Genomic DNA, 20034 nt, shown 5'->3' on the forward strand with positions numbered 1-20034 from the left:
GGGGCCGTCATGCGCTCGCCGTCGAATGGTTCGGACCATTAGTACTGCAACGACACTCGGGTGAAGCGGTGCTGGTAGATCTGTGGTGTGGTGTTGGATCGTGCTGTGGCCGAGTTGGATTCGTTGATGACGGGGATCGGTGCCCGGTTCACGCGGTCGGAGCCGCGGGCTCGGGCGCGGGAGTATGTGTCCGGGACTGGTCGCGGGTTTGGAGAGGCCGGACTCGATCACTCCCAGGTCCGCAGCTACCGGGCCTGGTATGCCCACATCACCTTGTCGATGCTCGCCCTGGCCTGGCTCGCTGCCACGAAAGCGATTGCGATAAAAGGGGATACACCCATCCCGGCGAAGACATGATCGCTCTTACGCTACCGGAGATCCGTCGCCTCCTCATCGCTCTGGTCCTGCCCCGACACCACGACCCCGGCCACGTCTGGGCATGGTCACGATGGCGCCGCCGCCGGCAAACACCAGGCCCGGCTATCCCACTACCGGCGACGAGGCCACCCACTCACATGAGTGTCGTTGCAGTATTAGGAGACGCGGACTAGACCAGTCACGGAGCCCGTGCAACGATGTGCGCGTGCAGAGAGTTGGCTCAGCCATTACAGGTAGGGCGGGCGTATATCAGGTGGGTCTCACCATCGAGAGCGACCTGAACTGGATCTTCCGCTGAGTGGTTCGATCGTTGCTGGCGCTGAACCGGATCCAGGGATCCTAGCGTGGGCGGGCTCGGCCTGGTACCACGTGAGTGCCGAGGACTACGACGATGAGGACTATCCGGAACCCAACCGGCCTCCCAGGTGGGCGGCCGCGGTCACCAGAGGGTATGCGTTGTCGCTGCGAGACCTGGATGAAGACTACGCACACTGGAAAGTTCTGACCATGAACGGCGTGGTGGTCGACCCGTACCTGACGTCTGGCTCCATACCAAGCGAGCTGGATGGAATGTCTGCCGACTACGGCTCGCTCGCCCGCATATTCAGTGACAATGTGCTACATCCGGATCTCCTCGAGATGGTCGAAGGTGTTGGCAGTCGGGCTGTCCTGATCGACCGTGTCCAGATGGCGGCGAAATGGAGGGGGCTCGGCGGTGCCGGCCGTCTCTTGCTCAGCCGGATCCTGCGGATGATCACATCCGATGTCGGCGTGGTGGCGACGATCCCCTTTCCCGTCGATCTGTACGAGGAATGCGAGCATCCCCACGATATCGACCGGCATCTCCGCTTCGACGAGGAACGTCGACGTGTGCGAAGAACCTGGGAATCAATCGGATTCCGCCATTACAAGGGCGAGGTTTGGGTGATGGACCCCGCAAAAGTCCACCACGACAATGCCGTTCGCGAGTGCGAGGCACGCCTTCCGGGACGGCTGTGAATCGAGCATGCGCGCCTCGACAGCCATGGACCGGCCCCGCAGACAGGGGAGCGCGACGAGTCGCCCTGGAATGAAGCTCCCTGCAGGTCGTCAGACTTGAAATCCTCAGCACAGATCGGAAGTCGATCGCCGCGCGCCGTCGTCACTCATCGCAATACACGTGCTCCGCACGCGGGATATGCGTGCGGAGCAGATGCGCAATGCCGGTCGGGATCAGTCGAGGTTCATGTACACGGCCTTGTGGTACAGGTAGCTCTCCACATGCTCCCGGGCACCCTTCCAGCCGTATCCGCTCTGTTTGGTCCCACCGAACCCGACGGCGGGGTCGAGGACGCCGTAGCAGTTGACCCAGATGGTGCCTGCGGTGATTCCTCGGGAGACCTTGTGGGCGGTACCGAGGTCCGTCGTCCACACGCCGCCGGCGAGTCCGTACGGGGTGTCGTTGGCCAGGTGCAGTGCTTCATCGAGGTCGTCGAAGGGGATGACGGTGGCGACCGGGCCGAAGATCTCCTCCTGGGCGATGGTCGTGCTGTTGGTGGCGGAGGCGAAGATCGTGGGTTCGACGAAGTAGCCCGAGGCGTGCTCGCCGTCCAGTCGTCGGCCACCACTGACCAATTCGGCCTCGCCGGCGCCGATATCGATGTAGTTCAGGACGCGGTCCAGCTGCCGTTGCGAGATCAACGGGCCCAGCTGCGTGTTCGGGTCGAGTCCGTCGCCGACCCGCACGGTCTTGCTGAACTCGGCCATGCGCTCCACGAATTCGTCGTGGAGCGGTCGCTGGACGAAGATCCGGGTGCCTGCCACGCACACCTGCCCGCTGTTGGTGTAGACGCCCATGGCTGCACCGGGGACCGCCCGGTCCAGATCGGCATCGGCGAAGACGATATCGGGGGACTTCCCGCCCAGCTCCAGTTGCAGCCGTTTCAGATTGCCGGCCGAGGCCCGCACGATGGTCCGGGCGGTACCCACCGATCCGGTGAAGGCGATCCGGTCGACTCCGGGATGTTCGGCCAGCGCCGAGCCGGCGTCCTTGCCGTACCCGGTGACCACATTGATCACGCCGTCGGGCACCCCGGCTTCGGTCATCAGTTCGGCGACCCGCAGGACCGACAGCGAGGCGTCCTCGGCGGGTTTGAGGACCGCGGTGCAGCCTGTCGCCAGCGCCGGGCCGAAGATCCACCACAATCCGATCAGCGGACCGTTCCACGGGATGATGCCGCCGACCACGCCGACCGGTTCCTGGTAGCGCAGGGTGAGGAAGTCGCCGGGCAGCGAATTCGGTGCGGCGGCCACGGTTCCGGCGTCGGCCTGCGATGCGAAGAACTGGAGCACTTGCGAGGTCCACTCGCGCAGCCCGTTGGTGCGGGCCAGCGGTGCACCCATGTCGAGGGTTTCGATCATGGCCAGCTCGTCGAAGTTCGCCAGCACCAGATCGTGGATTCGCAGCAGTAGCGACCGCCGTTGATGCGGCGTCCAGCGGCTCCATTCGCCTTCGAACGCCGCACGCGCGGCCGCGACTGCGGCGTCCACATCAGCAGCGCCACTCGCGGCGATGGTGCCTAGTGCGCTGCCGGTGGCGGGATTGATGACATCGATGGTTCCGCCCGACACGGCCGGTACCCAGCTGCCGCCGATCAGGTTGCGCTGGGTACCGCCGAGGCAGGCAGGGGTGGGAGGGATTGTGGTCATTTCGGTCTCCGATCACCGAGGGCCGGTCAGTCGAACAGGAAGACGCCTTTGCCGGCGTCCTGTTTGTCGAACCACCGGTAGGCCTCGTCGGCCTGTTCAATGGTCCAGGTGTGCGAATACAGCCGATCGATCGGAAGGCCGTGCGCGACCGTGTAATCGGCGCACCGGGCCTGCTCGATCATCGACATCGTCCAGGAGGTCTGGATGGTCCATTGCTTCTTGTAGACGCCCTGCGTGGTGAATCCGACGTCACCGGGCAGGCCGGTGAATACCGCGCGGCCGAAGGTGCCGAGCACGCCGAGGGCATCGTCGCTCGCTCGCCCCGAGGTCTCCATGACCACCTCGGCCATGCGCCCACCGGTGTGGTCGGCGACGATCTCGGCCAGGGACTGCTCGCGCGAGTTCACGACGACGTCGGCACCGAAGTCCGCGCTGTTCGCCAGGCGTCGGCTGTCGATGTCGACGGCGATCACCCGCGCACCCATCGACGCGGCGAACATGGTCGCCGAGAGTCCCACCGGCCCTTGGCCGATGACTACCGTGGTGGTGTCGGCCACGCTGCCGAGTCGTTTGATCGCGCCCCAGGCGGTCCCGGTGCCGCAGCCGACCGCGGCGCCGCCCGGGAACGACATGCCCTCGGGCAGTGGAAGCAGCGCGGTCACCGGCACCACGGCGAAGGGTGCGTGACCGCCGTCGACATGGACGGCCATGGTCTTGCCGGCGCCGTTCTCGCACATCTGCGGCCAGCCCGCCCGGCAGCGGCGGCAGGTGGTACAGCCGAAATAGTGACTGATCATCACTCGATCGCCGACCCGGGCCTGCGCCGCATCGACGCCGGGGCCGGTCGCGTACACCTCACCGCACGGCTCATGCCCCTGGATCACCGCATGGTCGAACTCGAAGGCGCCGTGATAGAAGTGCAGGTCCGAGCCGCACATTCCGGAGGCGCGGACCTTCACCAGGACCTCACCGGGGCCGGGCTCGGGGTCGGGGAAATCCCGTACCAGTGTTGTTCCGTCCCCCGGGAACACGATCCCTTTCATGACATTCTCCTCGGCATTCTCGGCTGCTATCGGGTTTCGGAAGATCGGCGCGTGCGGATCTTCTCGGTCGCTTGCGTATCGACGCGGAGTCCTTCGGGATCGGTCCGCGGGTCACCCACCACGACGACGCCGTAGTCGCGGGCTGCGCCGCCGATGCTCACGTACTCATCACGGACGTCGGCGAGTACCCGCTCCGGATCCCGCTGCCACGGATCACCCCATCCGCCACCACCGTTGGTCAGGCAGCGCAGGACCGTGCCGGGTTCGGTCGACCACACCGGCCGGCCGGCGAAGTAGTGGTACCGGCCGTGTTCGGGGTCGAGCGCCTTGGACTCCGGGTCGAGGACCCCCGCGACGGGCGTGCTGTCGGCATAGGCATCGGTTCCGGTGCCGATGAGGCCGCGTACCGGGCCGGTGTCGTCGGGTGGGAACAGCCACATCGCGCCGGTGTGCCCGGCGCGGCCGCCGTTGGCCCCGACACCTGTGGCCCGCTTGGTGCGGAACGGTGACAGGTGGTGCTCACCTGCGGTGAGCCACAGGGTGTCCTTGAGATTCGCCGCCCCACCTCGGAAGGTGCCGGCACCGCCGGTGTCGATGGCGTGTTCCTTGCGCAGCATCACCACCGGTGAATCGCGTTCGATCGTCTCGGTGGCCGGATCGAGGTTGTTGAGCGTGAACAGCACCGTGTAGCTGTCGCCGTCGCCCGCCCGGGAGGCGCCCCACGGTCCGTGCTCCCCGCCGCATTGGGTGGCCGAGGTCCACGGTGTCCCGTCGGGGCGCCGCCCGGAGGCGTTGTGGGTGTTGGTGGAGCCGTAGTCGCCGCCGACACCCTGCGCACCGAGTACCGGGTTGAGCGCGTCGAAGATGGCCGATGCGACCGCGCCCGACGCCTCCCAGAACATCATGATCCCGCCGTCGGGTGGCAGGGAGGAGACGATCGTGCCCGGTGGCGCCGTGATGTCGATGTGTCGCCAGGTGCCGGAGGTGAACGGCACCTGCGGGTCGAGGAGCATCGTCAGGGCGACCCCGACCGCGGTCTTGGTGTCCAGGACTCCGCAGTTGATGCAGGTTCGTGCCTGTGTCGAGGTGCCGGACAGGTCGACCTCCAGCTCGGTGCCGCGCTTACGGATGCACACGCGCACTGTGTAGTCGACCGTGTCGTCGAGCCCGTCGGCATCGATGAGCGCCGAACCGGTGTAGTCACCGTCGGGCACCCGCGCGATCGCATCGCGCATCCGCTCGGCGGAGGTGTCGCAGGCGTAGTCCAGAGTGCCGAGATATGCCTCGAGCCCGTACCGGTCGATGTTGTCGCGTACCAGCCGTTCGCCGAGCTTCAGTTGCTGGAAGATGCTCTTGAAGTCGGGCAGCAGCATGGCGCCCCACCGGGTGTTGTCGAAGATCAGGCTGAAGGTGGAGCGCACCGGCCGGTCCTGCGACCAGAGCAGCATCGGCGGGACGACGAGGCCGTTCTCGAACACGTTGGCCTTCGTCGCGGAGAAGCCGCCCGGCACCGTGCCGCCCATATCGAGCTGGTGCGCGCACAGGGTGACATAGGAGACGATTTCGTCGTCGACGAAGACCGGGCGGGTGAATGCCACATCGTTCACATGCCGGCCACCGCGATAGGGATCATTGCAGATCAGCACGTCGCCGGGCCGCAGGTTCTCGGGCCCGAACTCCTCTACCGCGTTGCGGACGGCGTCGCCCATGGTGCCGAGGAACACGACCAGGCTGTTGCTGACGACCGCCATCGGGTAGCCCTTGTCGGCGGGGCCGCTGATCGTGCAGGCGAAGTCGTACCAGTCGCGGATGATGGGGGAGAATGCCTCGCGCATGAAGCCGGCCGACATGTGTTCGACCGCGTAGCGGAGCCGGTTGGTGATGACGGCGGCGCTGAACCGGTCGCAGTCGTACCGGTGGGAGAACTGTGCGTCGCTGAGATCGCGCAGCCGTGGTTCGGCCGCGGCCGGGATGGCAGGGGTGGACATGTCACTTCCTCCGGATGATGATTTCGCCGTACTCGCCGACGGTCGCCTGCTGCCCGGCGCCCACGTGGGTGGTGGACAGTTCCTCCTCGACGATCGCCGGGCCGGTGAAGGCGTCGCCGGCCCGTAGATCGGCCCGCCGGTAGACTCCGGCCCGTTGCGCGCCGACGCCGTCGGCGGCCAGGTCGCCGAGGTAACGCAAGGTCACCGTGCGGGCAGGTGTGAGTGGCCCGTCGTCCGCGCTGCGGGCCGGCGCGGGGGTGTATTCGACCTTCGGGGTGTCGAGGACCGCGCGGACCCGGAAGGTGACACCTTCGACCGGCATGGCCTGGAATCGGTTGCCGGAGCGGCCTTCGTAGGTGTCGTGGAAGGCGGCAACCATCGCCTCGACGGCGGCGGCGTCGATGGCGCCACCCGGCACCGGTACGAATGGCGTTTCCCAGCTCTGGCCCACCAGGTGCGCGTCCATACTGCGCCGGATCGTCGCGGTGGGGTCGCCGATCTGCGCGCGCAGATCGGCCTCCATCTCGGTGAACAGGGCGTCGATCGTGGGGGCCGCCGCATCGGTGAGCACGACGTAGGCGCTGCGGGCGACGGTGAACACCTGGTCGGCCGAGAGGAGCCCGACAGCCGAGAACAGTCCCGGATCGGGCGGCACGATCACCTGTTTGCAGTGCACGGTGTCGAGCACCGCGGGCAGCAGCATCGGGCCGGCGGCGCCGAAAGCGACGAGGCTGTAGTCGCGCGGATCGACCCCGTTCTTGATGGCCACGTTGAACACGCCCTCGGCCATGTTGCCGACGGCCATCTCGTAGGCGTAGCGGACACGGCGGGCCGTATCGAATTCGGTGTCGAGGGAGTCGAAGGCGCGTTGCGCCGCGTCGCGGTCGAGTTCCAGCTCGCCGCCCGCGAAACCCTCGGGGTCGATGATGCCGATCATCAGGCAGGTGTCGGTGGTGGTCGGTTGGGTGCCGCCGCGGCCGTAGCAGGCGGGTCCGGGCTGCGCCCGGGCGCTGTCGGGGCCGACCCGGATCTCGCCGGTCGGGCCGATGGCTACGATGCTGCCGCCGCCGGCGCCGATGCTGGTGATGTCGTTGGCGAGTGCATTGACCACCAGGTCGTGCTCGAGTTCGAAGGTGGTGTCCACGAATGGCTTTCCATCACTGACGACGCTGATGTCGCAGGAGGTGCCGCCGACGTCGGCGCACAGCAGATCGTTCGCACCGATGAGGGCACCGAAGTGCGCGGATGCGACGGTTCCGGCGGCGGGCCCGGAGAAGACGATCCGGAACGGCTGTGCCATCGCATGGCTGGACGGGACGAGCGTTGCCGCGCAGTCGGCGAAATTGAGCTGACCGGTGAAGCCGAGCTCGCTCAGTCCCTTTTCCAAGCCGGCCGTGTAGTCGGTGTAGATGATCTTCATCAATGTGTCGACCACGGTGGTCGAGGCGCGTGCGTACTCCTTGGCAAGGGGCGAGACCTCGCTGGAGATCGAGCACGGTACATCGCCGAGCACCTCCCGGACCAGCTCCCGGAGCCGCAGCTCATGGACGGGGGTGAGGTAGGCGTTGATCAGGCAGATCGCCACACCGGTGACTTCGCATCGGCGCAGTACCTCGAGTTCGGTGCGGGCCTGGTCCTCGTCGAGCGGGAACAGCACGCCGCCGTCGGCGGTGATCCGTTCACGGATGCCGCGGCGCAGATAGCGCTGCACCAGCGGCCGGGATGCGTCGCCGAAGCTGCGGCGCCAGTGCGGGTCGAGAATCGCCTCGGCAGGCCGCCACACGCGGCCCATGTCGAGGATGTCGCGGTGCCCCTCGGTGGTGAGGAACCCGATCTTGGGCAGCTGCCGGGTGATCACGGCGTTGAGACCGTGGGTGCTGGCGTGGTTGAAGACCGTCGCGTCCTCGGCACCGAGCAGTTCGGCACCACGCAGTACCGGGCCGGTGACCTCGGCGTAGTCGGTGGATACCTTGGCGGTGTGGATCCGGCCGTCGCGCCAGGCGACGACGTCGGTGAAGGTACCGCCCACATCGACTGCGATCATCGTTGTCTCCTCGGTTCAGATCAGATCGGCGAGCAGCTGGATGGGTCCGAGGCGGTGCCAGGGGTTCCGCTCGACGGAGTACAGGCATGCCTGGCACTTGACGATCTGAACCCAGCCCAGTTCGGCGATCACGGGGTAGGCGTACAGCTCGGTGGTGCCGCATCGGGGGCAGCGACCTTCCCGGTGTTCGCGATGCAGTACAGGGGACGGTGCGTCGGGCATGGCGAGACCTCCTGTGGGGATGAGATGTTCGGCCGAACGCCGTGCAGACGACGGTAGAAGTGGCGAGACGGGCGTCACAATCCGCGAAGCGAAGGGGAATGTCCGGCAAACGAAGGCTGGCCAAGTCGTAATATTGTATTTTATTATTGTGATTCCAGACACGCCGGAAGGAGAGTGCAGTGTTGTCTCCGGCATCGGCACAGATGGGCGTGCGCGCCTTTCGCACGACGGATCCGGCGGCCGCGCACGACTACGTCTCCACCACGTTCGCCCGCCATGACCTGGATGTCGACGAGACTCACGGGATCGACTTCGTTCTCGAGACGGCCGGCTCCGAGCGGTTGACGGTCGGCCGGATGGCCTACGGGGGCGCGGCCCGGATCGCGGGGCCGCCGATGCGGTCGTGCTATCACGTGAACTTGGCTGTCGCCGGACGCAGCACCGTCGCCCAGCGCGGCGAGCGGAGCTCGTTCGGCGCCGGCCAGGCCGGCGTCGTCTTCGGCCCCGACGCACCGGTGCTGATCCGATGGAGCGCCGATGCCGAGCAGTACCACATCAAATTGCCCCGCGACGCCTTCGAACGGCATGCGGGGCGGCTGCTCGGTTCGCGGGACACCCAGCCGATCCGGTTCGACCTCACCTTCCCGGTCGACGGTCCGGCCGGGCGGGCACTGCTGGCCAGTACCCGCTTCGTCTTCGCGGAACTGGCGCGCGAGGGCGGGGTGTCGACCATGCCGCTCGCGTGCCGGGAACTCGAATCCACGTTGATGACGCAGCTGCTGCTGACCGCGCCGAATCGGCTGACGCCTGGGCTCACCGGTTCGCCGCCGAGTATCGGTTACGCGCGGGTGCGCGAAGCGATCGCCTATATCGAGGCATGTCCCGACGCCGATGTGTCGACCGGTGAGCTCGCCGCCCGGGCCGGTGTCACCGCCCGTGCTCTTCAGTCGGGCTTCCGCGACGTGGTCGGAATGACCCCCAGTGCCTATGTTCGTGCGGTCAGGCTGGACCGGGTCCGCGACGACCTGTCCTCGGGCCACGCCCATTCCGTGAGTGACACCGCCATGCGATGGGGGTTCTTCCACCTCGGCCGCTTTGCCCGGCTGTACCGGGAGCGATTCGGCGAGCGCCCGTCCGAGACGTTCGGCCGCCCGGACTCCGGTCGCTGAACCGACGAGGGCCGGGGCCGAGCGGTCGGAACCCGCCCGGCCCCGGCCCTCGGCCGTCATCTCGCGTTCGGCAGCCAGGTGACCACGTCGGGCCACAGAATGAATCCGACGGCCACGATCACCATGGCGAGAGCGTACGGAGCGGCGCCCCGGAACACTTCGACCGTGTCACGGCCGGTGGCGCGCGCGACGACGAAGACGTTCAAGCCGAGCGGCGGCGATATCAGGCCGATCTCGCCCATGAGGACCACGAAGACGCCGAACCAGATGGCGTCGTAGCCGATCGTTTCCACGAGAGGCAGCACGATCGGGACGGTGATGGCGATGATCGCGATCTGATCCATGAAGAAGCCGAGCACGATGTACATCAGCAGCAGCACGATCATGATCGCGATGGCCGGCAGCGGTAGCCCCTCGACCCAGGACACCATCGACGCCGCCACCTTGGTCTGGGCGAACGCATACCCGAATACGTGCGCGGCGATGACGATGGCGAAGATCATGGCGCTGGACTTGACCGCATCGATCACCGCATCGACGAGTCCGGGCACCGTCAGCTTGCCGCGCACCGCCACCAGCAGGAACGCGACCGCACAACCGATGGCCGCCGATTCGGTGGGCGTGACCACACCGAAGTAGATCAGTCCGACCACCGCCACGAAGACGATCGCGATGGGGAACGCCTCCACGATCGCCTTGATCTTTCCGATCCAGGACGACCGTTCGCCCAGCGGCATGCTCGACCGATCTCGCAGGGCGGGCAGGAACATGGCCACCACCAGTGCCGCCGCGATGATCAGCCCGGGAACGAGGCCGGCGATGATCATGTCTCCGACGCTCGCCTCTGCGGTGACGGCATAGAACACCAGGATCACGCTGGGCGGAATCATCCCGCCGAGCGTGCCGACCGAGGCGACGATCCCGGTCGCGGTCGTCGGTCGGTAGCCCTCGGCGATCATGCGTTTACTGGTCGTCTCGGCGAGTGTCGCCGCAGCGGCCGTCGACGAACCGGAGATTGCGGAGAATCCGACACCCGCTGCGGTGGAAGCTATTCCGGTACCACCCGGGATCCGGCCGAACATGGTCTTGCCGGCATGGAACAGCGAGTCCATCATCCCGGACAGCAGCATCAGATGTGCCATCAGGATGAACAGTGGGATCGCCGACAGGGACAGGGACTGGATCGACCCCATCGGGACTGCTTCCAGTACACCGATTCCGGCGCCGAGCGGCAGTTGCAGCAGCAGGCCGGCCAGTCCGGCGCCGAGAATCGCGAACGACACCGGAACCCGCAGCGCGATCAATGCGATGAGCAGCACCGCCATGACGAGTGCGATCATCGGAAGCCTCCTGCGATATCGGTCCCGGAATCAGCCGGGGCGTCCCCCGATTCGTCCCGGTCACCCGGGTCGTAGTCGGTGGCCGTGACGGTCCACGGTGCGGTGATCTCGCGTCCCAGGTCGATGAGGACGACGACCATGCCCAGCAGCATCGCTACCGGCATGATCGCGCGCATGACCCAGCCGGGAATCAGCAGCTCCGACGATCCGCGCATCGGCCCCTCACCGATACCGATCGCGAATGTCAGGCCCTCGATCCCGGCGATGAACAACGCACCCATGCCGATCAGCAGGACGCCGTAGCCACCGAGCAGCAGCACCTTCCGCCGCCGCACATCGAGCCGGTAGAACAGGCTGGCCACCGCGACATGCGCGCCGCTTCGGTAGGCGGTCACCAGACCGAAGAACGCCACCACGGTCAGCAGGTACATCTCGATGAACGCGACCGACCAGCCGAGGGTGACGGAGAAGAAGGTGCGCAGTGTGACGTCGACCAGGGTGAGCCCGACGATCGCCACGATCGCGACTGCCGCCAGGACGCCGCAGACGGCGGATATGCCGTTCTGAATGCGATCCAGCGTCGGATGTTCCGGCGTCAGATAGCCGAACCTGGTGCGTTGTGCCGTGCCGTGCCGGAACGGGTGGACGATGGCGCCGCTCATTCGGCCACCTCCACGATCCTCGCCTCGATCGCGTCGAGTACTTCACCCGCGTCGAGCCCGGCCGATTCCAGATCACGAACCCACTCGGCCCGGACTCCGTCGAGTGCGGCATCCCAGAGCGGCCTGGTTTCCGGCCCCACCTCGGAGAACCGGATACCGGCTTCGCGCATTGCCCCGGTAGCTTTCGCATCGGCGGCGGCAACGGATTCGCAGGCACCGGTACTCGCGACATCGGCGGCTTCTCGGAGCACCTGCCGCTGCGGCTCCTTGAGTTCGCGCCAGGCATCGTCGTTGATGCTGAACCAGATGCTGCTCGAGCCGAGATTGGCCCGCAGCGAACCGTATCGCAGCACCTCGTCGACGCCGTAGGCGAGGACGGCGTAGCGCGGCAGCAGCGCACCATCGATGGTCCCTCGGGACAGCGCCTCGTACATGTCGCCGATCGGCATGGCCACCGGAGCCACGCCGAGGCCATGGGCGACGCGATCGCCGACACCGCCGGGGGAGCGGATCAGCATGCCCGCCAGGTCATCGGGCCGGGTGGGTGGTGTGCCGGAAGTGAAGATCTCGATGCCGGAGACGGCCGTACCCCACAGCGGTACGACGCCGCGCTGCTCGATCTCCTTGTCGTAGATGATTCCACCGGGCTTCACCAGGGGATCGAGCACGTCGGCGGTGACGCACGGGTCCTCGGTCAGGCCCGGCAGGTCACCGACACCTGTGAGGGGGAGTTCGTCGGCGAGGTACGCGGGCAGTACGAACCCCATATCGACCGCGCGCGTCCGCAGCAGCGTCAGCATCTCCTGCGGTTTCCCCAACTGGCCCGCGCCGTAGTAGTTCACGTTCAGGCCGACCTCGGGTCCGTGCTCTCGGAGATACTCGAGGAACGCCTGCGAGCCGCCCTTACCGACCGGATGTTTGGCGGAGAAGGTGTCCGCCAGGACCAGCGTGACGCTGTCGGGGTCCGATTTCGTGCCGGAACAACCCACAGTTGCCAGCAGGATGGCGGCCAGTGCCGCCACCAGCGGTTTCGTACGCGACATCAGCGCCTGCCTTCGTGTGCAGGGGTTCGGTACAGCGTGCCGGCCCGGTGGTCCGGGGGCGTGATGTGGTCGGAATCCACGTTGATTCTTCTCCTTCTGTGCGGGTTGCCGAGGCGGTCGCCTCTGCGGCGGAGTTCGGGACGGGGGTGGCGCAGTCGGCGGCATGATCAGGGCAGGCACCCTCGTCGGTGACCGACCGGGGCGTGCCGTACACACCGGCAGTGATTGTATATAAAATAGTTTATCAGTTTGTGTGCTGAGTCACTGCCCAGTTCCGCGATGGGTTTCGATCGATCTCGAGTCCGGTCGATCCTCCCCGGCCTCGCGGTCGCATGTCCGGTCGGTACAGCGGCCTTCTCGAGCCTGATCGATGACTGGATGCCGGCAGTGTTGGAGGAGATGGTGGGCGCCGAGGGGGTCATTGCCGGTTGACGATCTTCGTTAGCTGGACGCTTGCCTTTGGTTGCACATTATATATGATGCGTAACACCGTTGGGTGGTGTGGATCACTTCCGGCGGTCTTGTCGGTCGGACGTGCCGACATGGCGATATCAGAGAGTGGGAGAACAGATGAGGGTTCACCAGATGGCCGGGTCCGGCCTCGGTTTCCGGACCGCCGGTGTGGCGGCGGCCGCGGTCGCGGCCGCCGGCTTCTTCGCGCCGGGTGCGGCGAATGCGGATACCTTTGTGCCGTTGCCGGACGGTCACAAGGCGGGTCCGGGTGGCACGATCACCCGGACCGGGGAGAGTGCGCTGATCTCGCCGTCGCTGGCCGCCAATGGCGCGGGCCGGGTCGTATGGGTGTCGGGCCAGGTGGTCGCCGATGTCACCGCCACCCCGGAGGTCGAGGCGGCCGAGCACGTCGGGCCGAGTGGCCGCGACGGTAGCAACAACTCCTCGACGCACGGTGCGTCGCAGGTCAACCACGGATACATCGTCGGTTGCCAGGTCAGCATCGCCGACGACGCGATCTCGGCGGGTGCCTCCGCGGGATTCAGCACGAACGGTGTGGATGCGGGTGGCTCGATCGGGCTGAAACTCGGCCCGGGCGAGGTGAAATGGGTTGCGGTGGAGAAGGTGGATATCGAGAAGCCCGGCCTGTACACGATCGACTACCAGGACATCGAGATGGAGGTCCAGGGTTGTGCGGGCTATGCGCAGGCGCGGGCGTACACGAACCTGGAGATCATCGGCGACCACTACTCGAAGACGACCCTCTACGGGCAGCCGTTCAGCATCGGCTGATGCCGCCGGTCAGATCCAATTCTCCATTCGCTGAAGGCGATTCCACCTCACAGAGGGACTCCATCATGTTCAACCGCAAGAATCTGTCACGCCTGGCCGGGCTCGGCGCCGCGACGGCGGCGGCGGTCGGCCTGTTGTCCACCGGTGCCGCGCATGCCGACACCTTCATTCCGCTGCCGGGTGGCGAACTCACCCGGACCCTGCCCAATGGCACCCAGCTGACCGTCCGCATCGTCGGGGAGTCGGCCACGATCAGCCCGTCCCTGGGCGGCACGCCCCTGCATCGCAACACCTGGGTCACGGGCAGCGCCCAGGTGGACCTGGCGGGTCCCGGTTCCGAGGATGTCAAAACCAAGATCGCCCCCGGGTACATCGTGGGGTGCCAGGTCAACATCGCCGGTGGTGGCGGTGGCGGCACTGTGCAGGGCAGCTCGAGCTGGGACGGGGAGAAGACCTCGGCCGGCGCCGGCGGTAATGCCAACCTCACTCTGGGGCCGGGGCAGACCGCGCGGCACATGATCCTCGATCGCGAGGTTCCGAATGCCTACGGTGAGGAGACCCACTCCAGCAACAACGGTTTCACCGGTGGCTCCGGCAGCGTGTCCTGGGCCGACACCACCATCGCGGTGAACGGTTGCGCCGGGTATGCCCAGGCGCGGTCCTTCGCGATCGTCAAAGTCCGGGGTGATTTCGGGGTCACCGCCGTGACTCTGTGGGGTCAGCCCTTCAGTCTCGGCTGAGCCGGCGACACTCCCTTTCCGGGCGATGTGCCGGGAGGCCGGTGTTCTCCCGGCGTTCCCGGGCGGAGGGACCGTGCCGGACGCGGATCACGCCGCGCTGCGGTCGCTACCGCTCGCCCGGAAAGGAGCGCACGAAGCCGGATAAGTGTCCAGATCATGGACAGTCCGACCACGGCACCGGATCGTACGGTCCGATGATGGCATCTGATTCAATGACGACAGGTGAACCGGGAATGCCGCACCCGGTGATCACTCCCAGGGCGGGCCGGGCACGCCGCAGGGCGGGCTGGATCCTGGCTCTCGCGGCGGCCGTCCTGCCGGGCTTCGCAGTGGCGCAACCGGCAGCCGCGGAACCCGCCGACTACTTCATCTACGCACACGGCTTCCTCAGCAACGGCATCGCCGGGTACAGCGCCTCCGACACCGGGCAGCCGATGCCCATTCCGGGCCGGGTGGATTCGGGCCTGCTGAACTGGCCGCAGGCCGCCACCCCCGACGGTCGATTCCTGTGGGTGGCACCGGGGTCCGAGCAGCGGCTGCGCACCTACGCCATCGGCGCCGAGGGCGAACTGACCCCTGGGCCGTCCATGCCACTGCCCGACGTCCCGGTCGATATCGCTTTCGCGCCGAACGGCAACTATGCGTATGTGGCCGTCGGTCTGGCGAATGCACAGGTGGTGCCGGTGCGGATCGGAAGCGACGGAACGCCGACCCCGAACGGCCCGGCAGTTCCGTTCGGTGAGCCGTTGGACGGCATCTCGTCGATGTCGGTGTCCCCGGACGGCACCAGCCTGTTCGCGGCGTCCCTGCTGCCCCAGCGGCTGCTGCACTTCGACATCCGTGCCGACGGCACGCTGTCCGAGGCCGGACAGCGCCTGGAAACCGGGATGAATCCGATCTTTCCGGTAGCCACTCCGGATGGTCGCGCGGTGTACGTGATCAATGAACTGACCGCCGACCTGTCCGCATTCCATCGGGCCCCCGACGGCACGCTGACCGAGATGGCGGGCTCGCCGTACCCCACCGGCCTGCTGCCGCACGTGCCGAGCATCACCCCCGACGGCCGCTATCTGTATGTGCCGAATATGGGTTCGAGCTTCATCAGCTCCTATCGGATCGAGGCGGACGGTGCGCTGACTGCGCTGCCGAATGTGGATTTCGCCCCGGAGAAGCCGGGCACGTTCGCGGAGTCGTCGGCGATGTCGCCGAGCGGAAAGACCCTGTGGGCGTTGGGTACCGATCCTGCACGCGGCGGTGAGGAGCTCCTGCGCCGCTTCGCGATCGGGCCGGACGGTGTGCTCGACCTGGACGAGTCGACCGCGATCTACACCGGCACGACCGTCGCGGACGGCCGGACCATGACGCTCGTTCCGCGGGGGTAATCAGGAGGACGTTCGAGGGCCCGGCCGGTATCCCGGCCGGGCCCTCGGTGGTTTCGGAGATCATGCGGCTCGTAGCCGATCCCGGTCAGGGCAGGTCCTGATGTCGTCCGTGACTCACGAGTCGGTGATCGTGGCCTCGATGTCCCGCACGGGGGGTGTGCCGGCGCCGACCCTGCGGCTGATGCGCATCAGGGCCACCGCCGTGATCGCCGCGATCGTGAGGGGAACGATGACCGCGAGGTACATTGTCCGCGGCGTCAGCACGCTCAACGCGTACCCGGCGATGATCGGTGACAGAATCGCACCGGCCCGGCCGACACCCATCATGGCGCCGTACCCCTTGGCCCGCGCGAGTACCGGGTAGACCGCATTGGATGTCGCGGTGTATCCGGTGAGCGCGGCGAAGGTCGCGGCACCGAGCACGACCGCCATCGCCAGCGCGACGGGCCCCTGCAACGTCACTGCGAACACCGCGATGGCGGCTGCGGCAATCGCCGCAGTCGCCGCGGCGATGCGGGCGCCGGGGAACCTCAGCCCGACTGCGCCGTAGACGGTTCCGCCGATGACCGCACCCAGTCCGAGCATGATCCCGGCCCGTGCGCCGTTGCCGGTGTCACCGCTGGCATCCGAGATCAGCTGGGGCGTCCACGTCCCGATGAAGTAGTAGGCGGCCGTCAACATCGAGTAGCCACCGGCCAGCAGCAGCGTTCGCACACGCAGCTCCTGACCCAGCAGCCATGTCGTGGACGCGGGAGCCTGCTGCTGCACCCGCTGCGCTTCGGTCCGGCGGACAAGATAGTCGCCGGACTCCCGGAGAAATGCGGCGGTGATCACCAGCGACACCCCGCCGAGTGCCGCGCCGATCCAGAACATTCCCTGCCAGGCGCCGCCGACCCAGGCGGCGAGTCCGGCGCCGGCGAAGCCCGCGAGCATGGTGCCGATCGGGTACCCGATCATCACGATGCCCAAGGCGACACTGCGGCGGTTCTCCGGGGCGCTCTCCTGGCCCAACACGATGATCACCACGCTGATCGTGCCGATCGCAATACCGGTGACGAAGCGCGTGAACAGCAGCGATTCGAAGTTCGTGGACAGTGCCGAGGCTGCCAGCCCTACCGTGTTTACCGACAGGCCGACCAGCAGAATGCGCCGCCGCCCGTAGACATCGGCGAAGCGGGCGAGGCCGATCGCACCGACCGCCATACCGGCCAGTGCGGCGCTCACCAGGTAGCCCTTCTGGGCGTTCGACGCGAACCCCTCCGGTAGATGTGGCATCGCGAAGCCCATGACCAGGATGTCGTAGCCGTCCAGCATGTTCAGGAAGGCGCAGAACAGGACCACAGCGATCTGGGCGGGGCGCATACCGATTCTGGTGGCCCATGTCGTCGGTGAATTCATCGGATCTCTCTTGCTCGGGTGAAGGGCGCGCTCCCCGGGACCCGCTGCGGGCGGGTTCACGTCGGGTTCGAAGGGGAGTGGCGGTTCGGGACGGACAGCCCGGTCACTCGAAGGGTGACCGTGTGGGCGTGTTCCTACGCCGATGAGGGCGTGACGCCGGGCGCTTGCGGCTACTGCATCGGCCGCTGATCCGATCGTAACGACGCATAATATTTAATGCGTGAAAATGGGTGAATTGCTTCTTTCGAGCGCGCTCAGGAATCGGCGGTGAGCCCGAGCGTGTCTTCGCCTCCCGTGGCGGCCCCGGCGAGCAGGTGCTCGACGAACAACTTGGTGGCGGGACTGTATTCGCGCCCGCGCGGGGTGGCCAGGTGGATGCGGCGCTCGGCCCATGGCTCGTCGAGGTCGAGTACCGCCACTCGGCCCGACCACTCGTACCCGACCAGGCATTCGGGCTGCACGGTGACGCCGAGCCCGGCGTGTACGAGACTGATCGCCGTGCCGCCGCTGCGCAGCACGTGGACGGGTTCGTACTCTTCGCCGGCCCGCTGGGCGGCAGCGCGCAGCGCGCCGACGAGTGCCCGCGGCGCGATGAGTTTCTCCGGGAGCAGATCCCGGATGGTGGCCGCGTCCCGCTCGGCCAGCGGGTGGCCGAGCGGGGTCACCACCACCAGCCGGTCACGGCGATACGGGGTGACGTCGACACCGTCGAGGTCCAGGCCGTAGGCGGAGGCGAAGACGCCGAGATCGGCTTCGCCGCGGGCGACCTCCGGCACGATGTCGGAGTTTTCCACCTCGTGCACGATCAGGTCCACCAGCGGGTACTCGCGGTTGAACTCGCCGAGTTCGCGGGCGAGGAAGGGCACGATCACCGAGCGGGCCGATACGACCCGGAGCTCGCCCTGCACGCCCTCGGTGAGTGAGGTGAACTCCGATCGCATGTCGTCGAGGCTGTCGAAGATCCGGCGCGCGTGCCGAGCCAGGATCGCGCCGGCGGGGCTGGGGGCAACACCCTTCGGGGTGCGGACGAGCAATTCGACACCGGCGATGTTCTCCAGCACCTGGATGCGTTTCGTGGCGGTGGACGCGGCGATGTTCTCTCGGATCGCGGCCAGTCCGATCTGCCCCTCGTCGATCGCCGAAAGGAAAAGCCGCAGCGTGAACAGGTCGATCTGGCGGATCAGGTGCAGGCGGTTGAATGCGGTCATCTCACCTTCGCGATCGTGCGGCGGCCGGTGACCCACATCATACCGCAGAATATATTGTGCATGGACGTTGAGGTGGGTTCGGGTCGGTCAGGAGTCGACGCGTTCGACCAGGGCGACCTTCACGTGGTCGGGTCGTTTCAGTGTGCCGTCGGGAACCAGGTCGACGATCGTCTTGACATTGAGCGCCGAACGCACTCGATGTTCGATCGTGGTGCGCAGCTCGGCACGCTCCTGGTCGCTCAAATGTCGGCCGTATTCCACCACGAGCGGGAGCGGCTTCTGCGTGGAGTGTCCCTCGAAGTCCGCGCGGATCCGCATCTCGCCGGTCGTCGCAGGGGCGAGTTCGGTGACGAGCTCCTTCACCGCCGAGGGGAACAGGTTGATTCCGCGCACGATCAGCATGTCGTCGGTTCGGCCCACACAGCACACCTTGTATCCGGTCCGGCCGCAGGCGCAGTCGGTGCCGGTGACCACCACGTGGTCGCGCGTCCGGAAGCGCAGCAGTGGTGAGGCCTGCCGGCGCAGGGCGGTGTAGACGAGCTCGCCTTGGGCGCCGGCGACCGGATCGACCTGCTCGCCGGTCTCGGGGTCGATCAACTCGGCGACCATCAGATCGGGCGAGAGGAAGTGCATGCCCTCGCCTGCTTCGCACTCGCCCCAGTAGGTGCAGGCGATGTCGGTGCCGCCCAGCATCTCCCGGGACGTGGCGCCCCAGAGTGTTTCGAGCTTCTCGCGGACGGCGGGCAGTCCGCCGCCGGGCTCACCGCCGACGCTGATCGAGCGCACGCCCAGCTCGTCGGCGGTACGGCCGACGATCTGCGGCGCCTGCTCGGCGAGGTGGATCAGGAAGTACGGTGTGCCGACGAGGCCCTCGGGGCGCTGATCGGCCTGAACCCGCAGCAGCCGCTCGGCACCGGCTTCGGCGCCGATGGGGATGTCGACCACGCCCATGTACTGCAGGATCTGGATGATCGGCAGGCCGCCGACGAAACCCTTGCTCATGCCGAAGCCGTGCAGCACCCGGTCACCCGGCCGGAATCCATTGGCGTACAGCGCTCGGGCGCCGAGTTCGCACCAGGTACGGATATCGGGTTCGGTCAACCCGACATAGGACGGCGAGCCGGTCGTTCCCGAGGACGCCTGCACCTGGACGATATCGGCGCGCTCGGCGGCGACGTGCGCGCCCAGCGGAGGGTGGGCGGCCAGGCTGTCGCGCAGCTCCTGCTTCTCGGTGAACGGCAGGCCCGCGAGGTCGGCGACCGTGGTGACCGCATCGACGTCGACGCCGTGTTCGGCGAACTTGCTTCGATAGAAGGCGCTGCTGTCGGCCAGGTAGGCGAGCTGCTCCCGCAGCCGTTCATCCTGCACGCGGCGGGCCTGCACGGCCGGCAGCGACTCGACTGCGCTCCAGTGCCGCGCCGAGAACGGAATATTTCGCATCATCACTCCTGAATGGCCGATTCGCCGTCACCGGAGCAATCTCG

16 protein-coding genes and 1 pseudogene are annotated in these 20034 nt (G+C 67.1%); 6 read left to right on the plus strand and 11 right to left on the minus strand.

What is annotated here, in order from left to right; genetic code table 11:
- Positions 1 to 213: 213 nt before the first annotated feature.
- Both AC1HFH_RS13160 and AC1HFH_RS13165 read left to right on the plus strand, forming a co-directional pair.
- Positions 214 to 357, plus strand: a pseudogene (locus AC1HFH_RS13160) (IS701 family transposase); the annotation flags it as partial.
- Between the two features lie 390 nt (positions 358 to 747).
- Positions 748 to 1377 (plus strand): hypothetical protein, encoded by a 630-nt coding sequence (locus AC1HFH_RS13165; RefSeq protein ID WP_480243046.1) that lies wholly within the window; start codon positions 748 to 750, stop codon positions 1375 to 1377.
- 213 nt (positions 1378 to 1590) lie between these two features.
- Here AC1HFH_RS13165 and AC1HFH_RS13170 read toward each other — a convergent pair whose 3' ends face one another.
- From AC1HFH_RS13170 to AC1HFH_RS13190, 5 genes are read right to left on the minus strand one after another with little or no spacing between them, the layout of a single operon-like run.
- A complete protein-coding gene (locus AC1HFH_RS13170) occupies positions 1591 to 3066 on the minus strand; it encodes an aldehyde dehydrogenase family protein (protein ID WP_480243047.1) in 1476 nt (491 codons plus the stop codon).
- Positions 3067 to 3092: 26 nt separating this feature from the next.
- Entirely contained in the window at positions 3093 to 4109 is a 1017-nt protein-coding gene (locus AC1HFH_RS13175) for an alcohol dehydrogenase catalytic domain-containing protein (RefSeq protein WP_480243048.1), read from the minus strand.
- 26 nt (positions 4110 to 4135) lie between these two features.
- Positions 4136 to 6097 (minus strand): hydantoinase B/oxoprolinase family protein, encoded by a 1962-nt coding sequence (locus AC1HFH_RS13180; RefSeq protein ID WP_480243049.1) that lies wholly within the window; start codon positions 6095 to 6097, stop codon positions 4136 to 4138.
- 1 nt (position 6098) lies between these two features.
- The gene (locus AC1HFH_RS13185; RefSeq protein ID WP_480243050.1) at positions 6099 to 8141 is read right to left on the minus strand and encodes a hydantoinase/oxoprolinase family protein; all 2043 of its coding nucleotides are present in this window, start codon (positions 8139 to 8141) and stop codon (positions 6099 to 6101) included.
- Positions 8142 to 8156: 15 nt separating this feature from the next.
- A complete protein-coding gene (locus AC1HFH_RS13190; RefSeq protein WP_480243051.1) occupies positions 8157 to 8363 on the minus strand; it encodes a hypothetical protein in 207 nt (68 codons plus the stop codon).
- A 179-nt stretch (positions 8364 to 8542) separates the two neighbouring features.
- Between AC1HFH_RS13190 and AC1HFH_RS13195 the strand changes: the two genes are divergently transcribed.
- On the plus strand, positions 8543 to 9532 hold the full coding sequence (locus AC1HFH_RS13195; RefSeq protein WP_480243052.1) for an AraC family transcriptional regulator: 990 nt from the start codon (positions 8543 to 8545) through the stop codon (positions 9530 to 9532).
- 56 nt (positions 9533 to 9588) lie between these two features.
- On the opposite strand, the gene AC1HFH_RS13200 is transcribed toward AC1HFH_RS13195, so the two are convergent.
- Genes AC1HFH_RS13200 through dctP form a run of 3 tightly spaced genes read right to left on the minus strand, consistent with a single transcriptional unit; the run spans position 9589 to position 12577 of the window.
- Positions 9589 to 10872 carry a TRAP transporter large permease gene (locus AC1HFH_RS13200; protein ID WP_480243053.1) on the minus strand — a complete coding sequence of 428 codons (1284 nt, stop codon included), beginning with the start codon at positions 10870 to 10872 and terminating at the stop codon, positions 9589 to 9591.
- On the minus strand, positions 10869 to 11534 hold the full coding sequence (locus tag AC1HFH_RS13205) for a TRAP transporter small permease (protein WP_480243054.1): 666 nt from the start codon (positions 11532 to 11534) through the stop codon (positions 10869 to 10871). Before AC1HFH_RS13205 ends, AC1HFH_RS13200 begins: the two co-directional genes overlap by 4 nt.
- Complete coding sequence (dctP, locus tag AC1HFH_RS13210; RefSeq protein WP_480243055.1) at positions 11531 to 12577, minus strand: TRAP transporter substrate-binding protein DctP; 1047 nt, start codon at positions 12575 to 12577, stop codon at positions 11531 to 11533. Before dctP ends, AC1HFH_RS13205 begins: the two co-directional genes overlap by 4 nt.
- A gap of 570 nt (positions 12578 to 13147) precedes the next feature.
- Between dctP and AC1HFH_RS13215 the strand changes: the two genes are divergently transcribed.
- The 3 genes from AC1HFH_RS13215 to AC1HFH_RS13225 all read left to right on the plus strand — a co-directional run bounded on the left by AC1HFH_RS13215 (position 13148) and on the right by AC1HFH_RS13225 (position 15944).
- Positions 13148 to 13822 (plus strand): MspA family porin, encoded by a 675-nt coding sequence (locus tag AC1HFH_RS13215; RefSeq protein ID WP_480243056.1) that lies wholly within the window; start codon positions 13148 to 13150, stop codon positions 13820 to 13822.
- 65 nt (positions 13823 to 13887) lie between these two features.
- Positions 13888 to 14562, plus strand: coding sequence for an MspA family porin (locus tag AC1HFH_RS13220; RefSeq protein ID WP_480243057.1), 675 nt, complete (start codon positions 13888 to 13890; stop codon positions 14560 to 14562).
- Between the two features lie 197 nt (positions 14563 to 14759).
- A complete protein-coding gene (locus tag AC1HFH_RS13225) occupies positions 14760 to 15944 on the plus strand; it encodes a lactonase family protein (protein ID WP_480243058.1) in 1185 nt (394 codons plus the stop codon).
- Positions 15945 to 16058: 114 nt separating this feature from the next.
- On the opposite strand, the gene AC1HFH_RS13230 is transcribed toward AC1HFH_RS13225, so the two are convergent.
- The 3 genes from AC1HFH_RS13230 to AC1HFH_RS13240 form a co-directional block, all read right to left on the minus strand.
- Positions 16059 to 17342 carry an MFS transporter gene (locus AC1HFH_RS13230; protein WP_480243059.1) on the minus strand — a complete coding sequence of 428 codons (1284 nt, stop codon included), beginning with the start codon at positions 17340 to 17342 and terminating at the stop codon, positions 16059 to 16061.
- 254 nt (positions 17343 to 17596) lie between these two features.
- Positions 17597 to 18550: a LysR family transcriptional regulator gene (locus AC1HFH_RS13235; RefSeq protein WP_480243060.1), complete on the minus strand. Its 954-nt coding sequence runs from the start codon at positions 18548 to 18550 to the stop codon at positions 17597 to 17599.
- Between the two features lie 87 nt (positions 18551 to 18637).
- Positions 18638 to 19990 (minus strand): phenylacetate--CoA ligase family protein, encoded by a 1353-nt coding sequence (locus tag AC1HFH_RS13240; protein ID WP_480243061.1) that lies wholly within the window; start codon positions 19988 to 19990, stop codon positions 18638 to 18640.
- Positions 19991 to 20034: the final 44 nt, after the last annotated feature.

The sequence above is a fragment of the Nocardia sp. KT25-26 genome, from assembly GCF_056627695.1.

Bases quoted from the DNA above. Each gene is read 5' to 3' on its own strand.
- AC1HFH_RS13170 (WP_480243047.1), bottom strand. From the start codon at position 3,066: ATGACCACAATCCCTCCCACCCCTGCCTGCCTCGGCGGTACCCAGCGC.
- AC1HFH_RS13175 (WP_480243048.1), bottom strand. From the start codon at position 4,109: ATGAAAGGGATCGTGTTCCCGGGGGACGGAACAACACTGGTACGGGAT.
- AC1HFH_RS13180 (WP_480243049.1), bottom strand. From the start codon at position 6,097: ATGTCCACCCCTGCCATCCCGGCCGCGGCCGAACCACGGCTGCGCGAT.
- AC1HFH_RS13185 (WP_480243050.1), bottom strand. From the start codon at position 8,141: ATGATCGCAGTCGATGTGGGCGGTACCTTCACCGACGTCGTCGCCTGG.
- AC1HFH_RS13190 (WP_480243051.1), bottom strand. From the start codon at position 8,363: ATGCCCGACGCACCGTCCCCTGTACTGCATCGCGAACACCGGGAAGGT.
- AC1HFH_RS13200 (WP_480243053.1), bottom strand. From the start codon at position 10,872: ATGATCGCACTCGTCATGGCGGTGCTGCTCATCGCATTGATCGCGCTG.
- AC1HFH_RS13205 (WP_480243054.1), bottom strand. From the start codon at position 11,534: ATGAGCGGCGCCATCGTCCACCCGTTCCGGCACGGCACGGCACAACGC.
- dctP (WP_480243055.1), bottom strand. From the start codon at position 12,577: ATGTCGCGTACGAAACCGCTGGTGGCGGCACTGGCCGCCATCCTGCTG.
- AC1HFH_RS13215 (WP_480243056.1), top strand. From the start codon at position 13,148: ATGAGGGTTCACCAGATGGCCGGGTCCGGCCTCGGTTTCCGGACCGCC.
- AC1HFH_RS13220 (WP_480243057.1), top strand. From the start codon at position 13,888: ATGTTCAACCGCAAGAATCTGTCACGCCTGGCCGGGCTCGGCGCCGCG.
- AC1HFH_RS13225 (WP_480243058.1), top strand. From the start codon at position 14,760: ATGGCATCTGATTCAATGACGACAGGTGAACCGGGAATGCCGCACCCG.
- AC1HFH_RS13230 (WP_480243059.1), bottom strand. From the start codon at position 17,342: ATGAATTCACCGACGACATGGGCCACCAGAATCGGTATGCGCCCCGCC.
- AC1HFH_RS13235 (WP_480243060.1), bottom strand. From the start codon at position 18,550: ATGACCGCATTCAACCGCCTGCACCTGATCCGCCAGATCGACCTGTTC.
- AC1HFH_RS13240 (WP_480243061.1), bottom strand. From the start codon at position 19,990: ATGCGAAATATTCCGTTCTCGGCGCGGCACTGGAGCGCAGTCGAGTCG.